Source organism: Candidatus Megaera polyxenophila (genome assembly GCF_029982035.1).
Taxonomy (GTDB): Bacteria; Pseudomonadota; Alphaproteobacteria; order Rickettsiales; family Rickettsiaceae; genus Megaera; species Megaera polyxenophila.
Map to the genome: position 1 here is coordinate 851,502 of NZ_CP104166.1, position 13,250 is coordinate 864,751.

12 protein-coding genes are annotated in these 13,250 nt (G+C 30.6%); 2 read left to right on the forward strand and 10 right to left on the reverse strand.

The window, feature by feature from the left end:
• Window positions 1–206: 206 nt before the first annotated feature.
• From bamA to N3Z16_RS10935, 10 genes are all read right to left on the reverse strand, one after another.
• Window positions 207–2,501, reverse strand: a complete 2,295-nt coding sequence (gene bamA, locus N3Z16_RS04575) for an outer membrane protein assembly factor BamA (protein WP_282486921.1) — start codon at window positions 2,499–2,501, stop codon at window positions 207–209.
• Window positions 2,502–2,967: 466 nt separating this feature from the next.
• The gene (locus N3Z16_RS04580; protein ID WP_282486922.1) at window positions 2,968–3,591 is read right to left on the reverse strand and encodes a LysE family translocator; all 624 of its coding nucleotides are present in this window, start codon (window positions 3,589–3,591) and stop codon (window positions 2,968–2,970) included.
• 19 nt (window positions 3,592–3,610) lie between these two features.
• Window positions 3,611–4,834, reverse strand: coding sequence for an aminotransferase-like domain-containing protein (locus N3Z16_RS04585; RefSeq protein ID WP_282486923.1), 1,224 nt, complete (start codon window positions 4,832–4,834; stop codon window positions 3,611–3,613).
• Window positions 4,782–5,870 (reverse strand): 4-hydroxyphenylpyruvate dioxygenase, encoded by a 1,089-nt coding sequence (gene hppD / locus N3Z16_RS04590; RefSeq protein ID WP_282486924.1) that lies wholly within the window; start codon window positions 5,868–5,870, stop codon window positions 4,782–4,784. Before hppD ends, N3Z16_RS04585 begins: the two co-directional genes overlap by 53 nt.
• A 48-nt stretch (window positions 5,871–5,918) precedes the next feature.
• Entirely contained in the window at window positions 5,919–6,695 is a 777-nt protein-coding gene (locus N3Z16_RS04595) for an SDR family NAD(P)-dependent oxidoreductase (RefSeq protein ID WP_282486925.1), read from the reverse strand.
• A gap of 304 nt (window positions 6,696–6,999) precedes the next feature.
• Window positions 7,000–8,769, reverse strand: coding sequence for an ABC transporter ATP-binding protein (locus N3Z16_RS04600; RefSeq protein ID WP_282486926.1), 1,770 nt, complete (start codon window positions 8,767–8,769; stop codon window positions 7,000–7,002).
• Window positions 8,770–9,083: 314 nt separating this feature from the next.
• Window positions 9,084–9,260, reverse strand: coding sequence for a hypothetical protein (locus tag N3Z16_RS04605; RefSeq protein WP_282486927.1), 177 nt, complete (start codon window positions 9,258–9,260; stop codon window positions 9,084–9,086).
• A gap of 340 nt (window positions 9,261–9,600) precedes the next feature.
• Window positions 9,601–9,819 carry a DDE-type integrase/transposase/recombinase gene (locus N3Z16_RS10930; protein ID WP_410519623.1) on the reverse strand — a complete coding sequence of 73 codons (219 nt, stop codon included), beginning with the start codon at window positions 9,817–9,819 and terminating at the stop codon, window positions 9,601–9,603.
• A 164-nt stretch (window positions 9,820–9,983) separates the two neighbouring features.
• Window positions 9,984–10,139: a hypothetical protein gene (locus N3Z16_RS04615; protein ID WP_282486929.1), complete on the reverse strand. Its 156-nt coding sequence runs from the start codon at window positions 10,137–10,139 to the stop codon at window positions 9,984–9,986.
• A gap of 200 nt (window positions 10,140–10,339) precedes the next feature.
• Window positions 10,340–10,471, reverse strand: a complete 132-nt coding sequence (locus tag N3Z16_RS10935) for a transposase (RefSeq protein WP_410519624.1) — start codon at window positions 10,469–10,471, stop codon at window positions 10,340–10,342.
• A gap of 539 nt (window positions 10,472–11,010) precedes the next feature.
• Between N3Z16_RS10935 and N3Z16_RS04620 the strand changes: the two genes are divergently transcribed.
• Entirely contained in the window at window positions 11,011–12,594 is a 1,584-nt protein-coding gene (locus N3Z16_RS04620; RefSeq protein ID WP_282486930.1) for an MBL fold metallo-hydrolase, read from the forward strand.
• A gap of 241 nt (window positions 12,595–12,835) precedes the next feature.
• Window positions 12,836–13,168, forward strand: coding sequence for a hypothetical protein (locus tag N3Z16_RS04625; RefSeq protein WP_282485542.1), 333 nt, complete (start codon window positions 12,836–12,838; stop codon window positions 13,166–13,168).
• Window positions 13,169–13,250 lie beyond the last annotated feature (82 nt).

Below are 13,250 nucleotides of genomic sequence, written 5' to 3' on the forward strand. Positions count from 1 at the left end.
CGTATCCTGTTCTCTTAAATCTGCTTATGCTTACTAACATAACAAGATGACTCTTCTAATACCTTGATAAAAATACAAGGTTTTTAGTCTAACCTGTTAAATAAATAACCAGACTTCATTGTAAAGAGAATAAGTATCTCTTTAAGCTACAACGTTGCAAAATTTTGTAATATTAATTTTTGCAACGTAAATAAATTCAGAGAACTTTACAAGTTTGTAGAAAATTGAATATGAAAAGTTTGTTTTTCATCATATTTCTGTTTCTTCATTGGGAAACCCCAGTATACCTTGATAGGAGCAATTTTGGTTATCCATATAAAGCCAAAACCTACTGAAGCTCTTAGAGCTTTATCATTGTAGAATCCTTCTGGAGTAGAAGATTTTGAATCAGCATCCCATAAGGAACCAGCATCCGCAAAAACGGCTCCCGTCACATTAAACTCCTGCGGTAAGCCTAGTGGAAAATTCAATTCTGAAGATACAGTATAATATTTCTGACCGCCAAAACCTTCATCGGTTTTTTTATCCCTAGGTCCTATACCCCCTGGAGCAAAACCCCTCAGAGAAGCATCTCCCAAATTAAATCTATCCGAAATCCTTACTTTTTTACCGCTTACACCTTTAATATGACCAGCAGCAGCAGACAGCTTTAATGTGTATTTATTCTCAACAAAGGACTTGAAATATTTACCGTCAAGTTCATGTTTTAGATATTTTGTATTGCCGCCAACCCCAGCAAATTCCTGGCTTCCGACTATTAAATAGCCGTTTTTAGGCAATATCCTACTGTCAGTTCTATCGTAAGTCAAACTGTGGCCAATAGCCGAAGTCGTAAATTTACCCATTTGCTCTTTAATAAATACAGAAGCAGAATCTGATGGGCCACTTAGTTTGTCCTGTTTAAGTAAATACTCAACCTCATGAGATAGATCGTCGGTTATGTCATAACCAATCGATGTCTTACCCCCGGTAGAAGTTTTAGAGTAATTCTGTTCACCGTTACCAAAACCACTACCGCGACCATCCTGGGTTCTAAAAAAATTCACTCCTAAAGACAAATCTTTATCAAGAAAATGAGGATTTGTCACCCCTCCATAATAGCTAATGCTTTTTTTACCGACTTGTATACCAGCATTTAAATATTTACCAGTACCAAGTAAATTCCTTTCTAAAAAGGATATGCGCCCAAAAGGACCGCCAGCAGTATTATATCCAAGGTCTAGTCCAATAGAAGAAGTAGATTTTTCTTCAACATCTATATTAATATCGTAACGGTCTCTTCGATCAGTAGGAGCTATTTTTAGCATTAATTTATCGAAATAATCCAAATTACGAATATTTTGCTCACCTTTTTCAATCTTTGAGCGATTAAATATATCACCTTCTGCTATTCTAAGTTGACGTCTAATAACATGGTCCTCGGTTTTCAAGTTGCCTTCAATATTGATTTTATTTATAAAAATCTTATCAGCCTGATCAACTACGATTACCACATCTACTATTCTAGCTTCCCTATTTGGTTTTATATCAGGATAAACCTCTACTTGCGGATAACCACGACTTCCCAAATAACTGGTTATTTTCTCGGCAATCGATTCCATAGCGTCTAAATTAAAAGTTTCTCCCTTTTTCTGAGAAATAAACTTTTCTACTTCTTCAGTTGCGACATTTTTTAATTTATTATTAACTGTAATATTCCCAAATTGATATTTGTTACCTTCATCAACTGAATAAGTTAATATAAATCCCTCCTTTGTCGGAAGTAAATCCGCTGTAACTGAAATTACGTTAAAATCTGCAAATCCTACTGAGTTATAGAATTTGGTAAGCAGATGCTTATCATATTCTATCCTGTCAGGATCATAGGTATCGTTAGTCTCTAAAAACCTGAACCATTTAGATTCCTTGGTCATTATAACAGATCTTAATTCAGAATTTGAATAATTCGCATTACCGGCGAAGTAAATGGATTTCACTCCAGTTTTTGGACCTTCAGTAATTTGAAAAATAACTTTGACGGCATTGTTGCCCTGTTCCTCAATTTTAGAGTTAACGTTAACAGAAAATCTACCAGAACGTTTATACATTTCCTTAATTTTTTCTACGTCTGCTCTCAGTTTTGCTTTTCTTAACGATTCACCCGCAACAGTTGAGATTTCATTTGTAAGGATTGCAGATTTTATCTTGGAATTCCCGGTAAAAGTTACTTTGCTTACAAAAGGTGTTTCTTTTACATCAACTCTTAAAACCCCGTTTGCAAAATTTATGGAAACATCTTCAAATAATGAAGTTGCATATAAACTTTTAACGGCATCATTTTGAGATTCTAAAGAAAATTGCTGTCCTTCCCTTAAACCTATATACTCTTCGATGGTTGATGTCTGAATTCTTTGATTCCCATGTACAACAATCTTGGTAATTTTTTCATCGGCAACAGCATAGGAAAAAACAAACAAAGAGCTTGCCAAAAAAATTAGTCTTATTACTTTATTCACAAACACGCCTCTTATAAAAAACAAACTAAAACTTATAGAACAAAATTATGCCCAGAACTAATAGATTTTTATAGCAGTTAGAACAAAAATTACAACAAGAAAAGCTATTAGGAACGTTATGATTGATATAAATGCTATTAACTCAGGGATTTTAGAACTAAAAATAGATATTACTGATAAAGACTCCGAAGCAATTAGATCAATTTACCACTTCTATCAATTCTAAAGTTTAAGCAAATAGCTTACAGAAAAGCAACAGTGAATTTCAGATAACTATAGAGGATCTCTATGGAAGATCTAAATAATAAATATTTCTTAGTAGAAAGGAGGGAATTTTAAAGATTCTCCACATATGGCGGGGAATATGGAACACATTGCGAACCCTAAACCAGAATCATAGGCTTGAAATTATCAATATCTCACTAATGGAAACATGACAATAATTTGAGAGAAAACTATTACCATATCAATTCTACACCAACAATATCTTACTGCCAAATAATATAAATATGCATCCAGCTGATACTTCTAATACTCTATTAAAATTTCTAGTATAAAAAGTAATTTTTTCAGAAGAGATAACTAGTGAAACTGTAACAAACCATACAGAACTTAGAATTACAATCTCTAACCAACATATAAACTTAACTCTAAAAGATTCTATCTGATCTACAAAGACAGTGATTATACTTATAAAAAATGTAAAAGCTAAAGGATTTAGAAATTCAACAAATAAAGCTTCTAAAAGATAATTTTGGTTATTACTCAAACATGATTTTTTAGGTTTCTGTTCATCTAAACTTAATTTTTCTTGCTGTCTAGCAAATAACATCCTTATTCCTAAGTATATTAAATAAATAGAGCATAAAATTTTTAATATTTTAAAAAGGACTAAGTTATTTTCTATAAAAACTAAAATAGTCAGTACTAAACCAAATTGTAATGCTGTTCCTAATATTGTACCTAATGCAGCTTGTATACTTGACAAACGAGAATTTATAAGAGCATTTCTAATAATTAATGCAATAGATGGCCCAGGCATCATTGCTGCTAATAAGTACGCTATACCTAACTCTATAAAATTATATATACTCATAGTAAAACCTGTAGTTAATTTAAGATCTAGTTTTATATTCTTTTAAAGCTTGTTTTAAACGTTTTATTCCTATCTCAATCATGTTAATATCACACAATGCAAAGCTTAAACGTAAACAAGTTGCTAAAGAACTATTATGTTTAACTCCAAAAGCTGAGCCAGGCAAAAAAGATACTTTATTGTTTTCTAGGGCCTGAACAAAAAGCTTATTTGTATTAATATCGGGAAGTCTTCCCCATATAAAAAATCCACTGTTAGGTATAGAAAAATCCATCTCTGGAATATAATGTTTAATTGCTTCCACCATTATATCTCTTTTTTTCTTATAGTGGTTTTTAAGAAACTCAAGATGTTCATTTAGACAACCTTGGTTAAGATAATTATTAATTATGTATTGTGATAAGGTTGACGTATTGATGTCCATACCTTCTTTTAATATTTCCAGTTTTTGTATTAAATATTCCGGAGCAATAATCCAACCTAGCCTAGCAGCAGGCGAAAGTATTTTAGAGAAAGACCCTATATAAAATACTAATCCACTAGAGTAAGAGTAAAGTGGAGGATTTATCTTACCATAGTTAATAAACCCATAAGCATCATCTTCTACAATAGGAAGTTGCCAAGAACTAGCTATATTGACAATTTCCAAACGCTTTTCATTGCTTAAACTTATTCCTGAAGGATTATGTCCCTCAGGGATAGTATAAAGCAATTTAGGAGTTTTATTTTTCATTAAAAGTTTTTTTAATTGCTCTGTTATTATACCGTTCTTATAATCAACAGGAGTAGATATAAGATTAGCATGTGCAGATTTAGCAATTTGTATAAATCCTGGGTAACTGATTTCTTCAATTATAACACTATCACCTTTATCTATTAATAGTTTACATATTAATGTCATTGCTTGTTGAGCACCAGATGTAAGCAAAATTTGCTCAGGTTTACATTTTATCTGCCTTTCTTTCATAAGGTTGGCAATATGAATTTTTAAAGAAAATAAAGGAGAAGAATATTGTAGAATACTAGGAGAATTAATGCTCTGAAAGGCATTTTTATATTCGGTCAGGGGTAATATACCAGTATCAGGCATTCCTAAGGAAAATGATATAATATCAGTATCAACAGATTTTTCAAGTGCTTGTTGAATAGCTGATTTTTTTAATGTTTTTGCTAATGTTGATAAATACTGTTTACGCATTGTTAAATAGTTGTGATGATTTCTGAGACTTTTGAACAGCGGCATATAATGCTTTGATGTTCCTACTACCAAATCCTGTTGCTTTCTCTCGCTGTATTAATTCTATAAAAAATGTGGGAATACTTTGTATAGGTTTACTAAAAACCTGCATTAAATAGCCGTTTTGATCTTCATCTATCAATACCTTGTGTTCCATAAGGGATTGGATTAAGTCATTATTTAATTTATGTTTTATATTTTGCTTAAGTTCAATGTAATAATCTACTGGTACATCCAAAAAATTTAATCCTTGTTGCTTTAATAATCGGACTGAATTGATAATATCTTTACATAAGAAAGCTAAATGTTGTACACCTGCGCCTTTATTATAATTAAGAAAAGCCTCTATTTGAGAGGTTTCTCCATTTGAAACTGGTTCAATTAACACAAACTTTATATTCTCTTCTTTATTAGCTACTACTGTAGATAGCATACCGCTATTACCAAGATATATATTTTCAGAATAAAAAACATGAAAACCAAATACTTTTTCATAAAATTCCTGCCAAAGCTTTAGAGTTCCAGCTTCCAAGGCTATAGCAAGATGGTCAATCTTTTTTAACCCGAAGTTAAGAGGTTTTGATTTCTGAGGAATGGAGGTATAGAATGGCAAAATGCTAGCAGTTGCCTCCTGTTCAATAAAAGAATGTACAGTACTTCCAAAAGTAAGGACAGAAGCTTTAATAATTTTTTGTTTATTATCATTAATTTCTACAGGTTTAAGAACAGGAATAGCTCCAGATCTTGTACACATCTCAAAAGTCTCTCTAACGTTTTTACACAAAAATGCAATATCTTTTACACTATCATTATGTAAAAAGACATGCTCTGATAAAGTAGAATTAGTATTATTAGAAATTGCAGAACTAATAATAATCTTTATTTTTCCTTGAATTAGTATATAAGATATCTTATCCTGTAATCCAGTTTCAGGTCCACCATAGCCAATTATATCAAACCCTAATACATACCTATAAAAATTGGCAGCTTGAAAAGCATTAAACACGTAAAACTCTATATAGGCTATCTCGTTAAGTAACATTTCCAATTCTCATTATTTAAATATTAATAAAAGAAGTTATACATTTTTTTATTTTGGAGAATTTCCACAAACAGATAGCACACCTCCATCAACTATTATCTCAGAACCAGTTGTATATAATGATTCATCTGATGCTAAATATAAAACTGCATTAGCCACTTCTTGAACAGTTCCCATTCTTTTTAGAGGTAGGGAAGTAAGGAACGCATTAAAAATATTACTATCTTCCTTATAATGATTCCACATATCAGTATCTATTGCAGCAGGACTTACTGTATTACACCTTATAGGGTATCCTTTCTGAGCGCAATAAATAGCTACTGCCTTACTATAATTTCTAATAGCTGCTTTTGTTGAAGAATAAGCAGCTAGATTTGGTGTAGCAATTACTCCCGACCTTGAAGCTATGTTTACTATAGAAGATTGCTGTTGATTATTTTTCATAGTATTTATACCAAACTTGCATCCTAAAAATACACTTGTTAAATTTACTGAATGAATATAATTCCAGGTTTCAATATTCATGTTTTCTGGATCTTGAATCATATCAATTCCACTAATAGCTGCATTATTAACTAATATATCTATAGTGTAATATTTAGCTTTAATATGATTATGTATTTCCTTCCAGCTACTCTGCTTGCTTACATCTAGCTTTAAATAATCGCAATTATTATTATGATTTCTATCATTATATAGTCTATCAAGTACATCAACAACTATCACTTGTGCTCCATGTTTAATAAAAAGCTTTGTGATAGCTTTTCCAATACCTCGAGCTCCTCCTGTAACTAAAGCTATTTTCTTATCTAATCTATTGCCCATAAATATATTTAGTGATAAAAATTAGTACATATTAAGTAATCTTAGCTTGGATTATTATAAATATCATTTAGTAACACCATACAATTCTAGTACTTAAATAACACGTAAAGTAAAATTTTTATAAAGTCGCTAATTATTGAAGGCTGATAAATAATTAATTTTAAGACTGTGTCATATTATCTAATCCTAAATTCGCTCTATATTTTTTTACTATCGAAATAATAGTTTATAACTTTGTATTTTTCTAAACTCTTATTACACCTGCTTAGGTTTGTTAAATTATTACTATATTTTTACTAGTACTTTACAATTTTTTTTGAAATGGGAGAAAACCATCTAACTGAGTGTCCCATAATTTTTTATAAAGCCCTTCTACAGTTATTAGGTGTTTATGCGTTCCATCTTGTACTATTTTTCCTTTATCAAATACTAGAATACGATCCATTTCTAATAGTGTAGACAAACGGTGCGCAATAACTATTGTAGTTTTTTCTTTCATCAGGTCCAGTAAGCTTTTTTGAATCATAGATTCTGTAATAGAATCTAAATGGCTAGTAGCCTCATCTAAAATCAATATTGGAGGATTCTTGAGTAATATCCTAGCAATAGCAATACGTTGGCGTTCACCTCCAGAAAGTTTTACTCCTCTTTCTCCCAGTAAAGTGTTATAAGATTGTACAAGTTTACAGATAAAGTTATGGGCATGTGCTTGTTTAGCGATTTTTATTATTTCTTCATCTAAAGCATCTTCTTTTCCGTATCGAATATTTTCTGCTACAGTACGATGAAATAACAATGGATCTTGTGAGATAATTCCTATGGCTCTTCTTAGTGATACTTGTGAAATTTCTTTAATATCTTGATTGTCAATTATTATTCTACCTTCTTTGAGATCGAATACCCTTAAAATCAGGTTAACAAAAGTAGATTTACCACTTCCTGAATATCCAACTAATCCTACTTTTTGGCCAGAAGGGATTTTTAAACATATATTTTCAAAAAGAGGTTTATTCTTATAATAATAAAATTTTACATTCTCAAAAACAATTTCTCCTTGATTAACCTTAATATCTTTGGCTCCTGGTATATCTTTGATCTCTAAAGGGGTAGTAACAATACGTAACCCTTGAGTTAAGTTTCCTATTGAAGTACTAAATTCTCCAATTTCATGAGAAATATTATGTAAACAATTAATTATTGATATATTTAAAATCAGAATTAAAGCAAAATCACCAGAAGTATTGGTTTGATTACTTATACCTAACATTAACCACCAAAAACAAATTGATTGAAAAATAATAAAAGATCCTTCTTGAAATGTATGGATTTTTATTAAGAACCATCCTTTTGCTTGTTCAGCTTTGATGCTTTTTTCATACATAGAACACAAACGTTTGTGTTCATAGTCCATTTTTGCAAAAAAACATACATTAACAATATTGGTAAATATATCAATAATGTGACCAGCAATAGTAGAGCGTACCTCGGCGGCTTTATCTGATAAATGCTTAGCTTTATAAGCCATTGTTATTGAGAAAAATAAAAATACCACAATCCATATAGTCAGACCAATAGCAAATTTTATATTAACAGACCACACTGTATATATAGCTATTAGAAGAGCTAGTGTGGAGCTAAATAATCTATCAATAATAATATTAATTATACTAGGAACGGAATTAGTTATATCATTAATCTTATTTGCTACACTGCCTGAAAAATGATTATAATAAAAGCTAGGGGAGTGTTTTATCATATGTTGTACAAGAACAGTACTTATATGTTTTTTTACAACAGGTTGAAAACAAAAGATGATCCAATCGTAAAGTCTGAAACTTGCAACTATGATAATGGATGTAAAAATATATAAAATAATAATCGGTGTTAGTGAACTAAAAACTTGTAAAGATGGAATTAAAGTAATTTTATCAACAATTTTTTTAACTAGATATGGACGTAATGATATATCGATTGCCCAAAATATGGCTATTAAAAATTGAGCAATAAAAATCCACTTAAATTGCCTTAAAATGGCAACTATAGAAGATTTTAAAGAAAAACTAAAATCTTTCATACCTTACTCTTTATTATTAAATGACTTATGAGTGTCTTTTTTAGAAATACACACATTGTTATAAATAAAGATAGATCTTAAACTTTTTGTATTTGCTAACAATTTAACGGTAGGTTTCATGAAAATCTAATCATAAAATTAGGATTTACTAAAATTAAGTAGCTTTTTATATTTTTTAAATAAATCAGAAAACTTAGTAGATTATTATCTAATTTTATTGTCACTGTCAACTATTAATAGACCTAAACTAACTCCTACTATTGTAATATTTATTAGGACCTCCTGGTTGTTATTTTTAGATTTATTATTAAACTTTAGAAGATTAGCATTTGCTTCTCATCCTGTAAATCGTGGTGGTCCATTCCATTAGTTAGAGTTAGTTTAGGGTAAGAAATGATAAAAAGAGCTAGACAGGAGTTTTGCACTTGAGATACTCCTAAGAAAGGTGGCGGTAAGAGAACTCTTGGAATACCAAAAATAACTGATAGCATTGCCCAGACAGTAGTTAAAATCCATTTGGAAGCTTGAATTGGAAAGAATATTTGATAAAGATTCATATGAGTATAGACTTGGTAAAGAAGAAGTAAAAAATAATACAGAAGACTGGTACACCACAGGAAGGATTATGCAAAGTAAAGTTCTGAGAATCAGTAAATATAAGAGTTATTTATTCGTTTACTTTTTACATTCCTAGCCTCCTCTCTGCTTTTAAATTTACACTGATGAATCAGATCAGTTTAATAGTATGGAAGAAACTTTCTGCAACCGCATTATCCCAATAATCCCTCTTATGGCTCATACTCTGGATAATATGATACCGCTTTATAATTTCTACATGGCTATTGGAAGCATATTGGCTACCACAATCAGTAGCCATATCAACCACTTAAGATGCACGTGCTGCCAGATTGCCATTAGCAAGTCTTTATTAACTAGTGCGGCTTTCGTTCGCTCACTCATTGACCAACCAATAATTTTTCTGGAATATAAATCAATTGTTCTCTCCAGATATAACCAGCCTTCTTCAGTTGAAACATAGGTAATATCCAACAGTCAGGAGCATCAACCATAAACTGCCTGGCTAACAAATTAGAAGCTACAGGCATTTTATGGTTAGAATCGGTAGTAGTCTTGAATTTACGTTTTATTTTACATACTAAATTAGCCTATTTCATCAGCCTTGTGATAAGTCTGCAGCTAATGACTATGTCTTGCTAATCAAGTATTTTCTTAATACGCCTGACACCGTAAGTATTATGTCCTTCCTTGCAAATAGTTTTAATGATTGCTATTAACTTCTTATCCTGTTCTGCTCTGTTTCCTCTACTATTTATCATTAACCCATTCATAATAACCGCTTTGGTATACATTCAGTATTTTGCACATGGAAGCAATAGAAAATGCATTACTATATTTTTTATCTATGCGTACTTTATCGGAACTCTTTTGCAAAGTACGCCGTTACTTTTTTAATATATCGCGCTCCTATGTAAGTCTTGCTAGTTCATTTTTCAGTTTGATTATTTCATCATAAGTGCGGCTATCGCTATAAACCTTAGAGCCATTAACATTAGGGGTTTTTTGAATATTTACTAATCCAAGTACAAAAAGAGTTAAGATTGATACCTAACTCTCTTGCCGTATATGCTATTGCTTGTACTGATTCAATAGCTAGCTTTACTGATGATTCTTTAATTTCCATAAAATAGATTTTTTGTTTTTGTTCAGAAATTTTGTCAATCCTTTTTGTTTCATATTAACTAACCTGTCCGGTTTATTGTAGCCAGATCAATATTATTACTCAAAGGAACATTAATAACTGTCAGTGTTTTACAAAATCAAATTGCTAGGTAATTTCGAGCATTACATAAGTCGGTTACAAATGCTTTTACCCATATGGTTGTGCTCTTATCAGTAATCAACTATCATACAATAAATCATCTATTAAATCTCTATTACAATTGCAAGATTTTTAATTTGTAATGCGAAACGTTTAGGTACTAACAAATTCAATTTAATCCATATTCAGTACTTAACTCTTATAGTATTATGTTTTCTATATCGAAAAAGTTCTGTAGTAATTCCAAAACAAGAGTTGTGTTAATTATGTCAATTTAAAAATAATATTATATTTATATTAGTTATTTTATATTTGTATAACATATTTATATCGATATAAAGTATTAATCATAAAAAGAACAAAAATCATATATTTATATAGGTTAAAATGCAGAGGTTAAAATGCAACTTTTTTATCTAAAACCTACAATAATAGCAGAGCCACTAATATGGGGATGGTATGCTTGGTCTTATTTAATACCACCTACAACTGCTGGGTGTTACCTTTCAGATAGGTATCTAAAGATAATGCAGTCTTATGTACAGGCGCCCCAAATTCATGCTCAAGCAATAAACAATCCTGAACTTTTAGGTGGCCCATTTATTGACTTAAACGGTGAAAAAGTTGATGAGATTAAAAAGTTAATTGAAGATACTCAAGAAAAATGTAAGGTACTTCTAGAATTGTCAAAATCTATAAAAGACTTTAGTAGATTTCTTCAAAGTGAGGATGGTAATTCACTAGAAAATTATTATCAAAAATTACCAGAAAATCTTCAAGGTTTAGTTGAGTTAGTTTATGATTTAAATAATAACGCTTCAATAAAATTAATAGAACCTTTACTTTATAAAAAATATTACACCACAACTTACCAGTCCATAACTCTCTCAGAGTCATTAGGAGATTATAGACCTTTTATGTTAAGTACTCCTAACCTTAAGAAGAATAATCAAGTTACTCTGAATCTTCCATTCAACGATAAGAGATTAGATCTGCTGTTTTCTATGCTGAATGAGCCTAGATCTAGAAAAGAGATTGAAAATTTATTTGATATGGAAGATAACTATAAAAATTTATTTTCGTCATTTTTCAGTGAAAAAAAACCTAATATTAACTCAGATAGAAATTACAACTCTGACATGGTTCGTGTAAGATATTTGGGCCATGCCTGTGTTCTAATTCAAACAGATAAAGTATCTATTTTGATAGATCCTGTTGTGAGTTACAATGTTCCAAGTCAAGTTCCAAGATTTACTATAGAAGATTTACCTGATGTAATTGATTACGTAGTTCTAACTCATAATCATCAAGATCATGTGTTATTTGAAACTTTATTACGACTAAGATATAAAATAAAAAACGTTGTTTGCCCTTCGAATAATCAAGGTTTTCTAGCTGATCCATCATTAAAATTAATTTTAGAAAAACTAGGTTTTGAATCTGTTTGTCAACTAAATAATTTTGAAAGTATGCCTATTCCCGAAGGAGAAATTATAGGACTTCCTTTCTTGGGGGAACACTCAGATTTAAATATACATTCAAAAATTGCTCATTTTATCACTCTTAAAGGTAGAAAATTTGTTTTCGCTGCCGATTCAAATAACTTAGATCATAATTTATATATAAATATATTTAAGTATGTTGGCCCTATTGATACGTTATTTTTAGGTATGGAATGTGATGGAGCTCCTCTTACTTGGTTATATGGCCCCTTACTTACAAATCCTATCAAGAGATCTTATGATAACTCTAGAACTTTATCAGGTTCAGATTTTAAAAATGCTTGGGCGATTGTTAAGGAATCAAAGTGTAAAGAAGTATATGTTTACGCTATGGGGTTAGAACCATGGTTAAATTATGTTATGGCATTAAAGTATACTCCTGATTCAATCCAACTTATAGAATCCGACCTTTTAGTTAGAAAGTGCCACGAATCAAGTATTAAAGCCGAAAGACTATATGGTAAAAAAGAATGGGTTACATAGTTTTTTAACACAAAATAAATATTTATAGCTGATACAAACTAAGTTTTTAGTATTGGTTTCCCAAGTTACTCAATTGTCTTAAGTGAACCAGTTTTAGTATAATTCTATGATTATAGAAGTTTTAAGTTAAAACCACTTAAGAGGCGTAGATTTGGTTTGTTATCAGTTAAACTAGATAATATAGTGTATTAAATGTTGTTTAAAGATATCAATTAAAAATTGTTGAATCATAAGGCTCTCTATGTACTATTTAAAACCAACTATTAAAGCAGAACCACTAATTTGGCGTTGGTATGCATGGCCTCATCTTATATCACCAGCAACTGCAGCTTGTAATATTGTAGAAAGACACCTTAAAATAATGCAATCTTACGTACAAAATCCTAAGATCCATGCCCAAGCAGTAAAAGATCCTAAAATGCTAGGCGGCCCTTTTATTGATTTAGATGGCAAAAAGACTAATGAAATAAAAGCTCTGATTAATGATACAAAACAAAATTGTAAAGTATTAATTGCTTTATGTGCTGCTTTAAAAGAACTGGACAAGATAAGCCACCTATCGGTGGCAGCTTAAAAGAAGATACTCTTGACCGATAAATATTTATGGAGGATTATAATACTGGTATTTGATTTGTTTTAACTTGAGTTATAAAGAC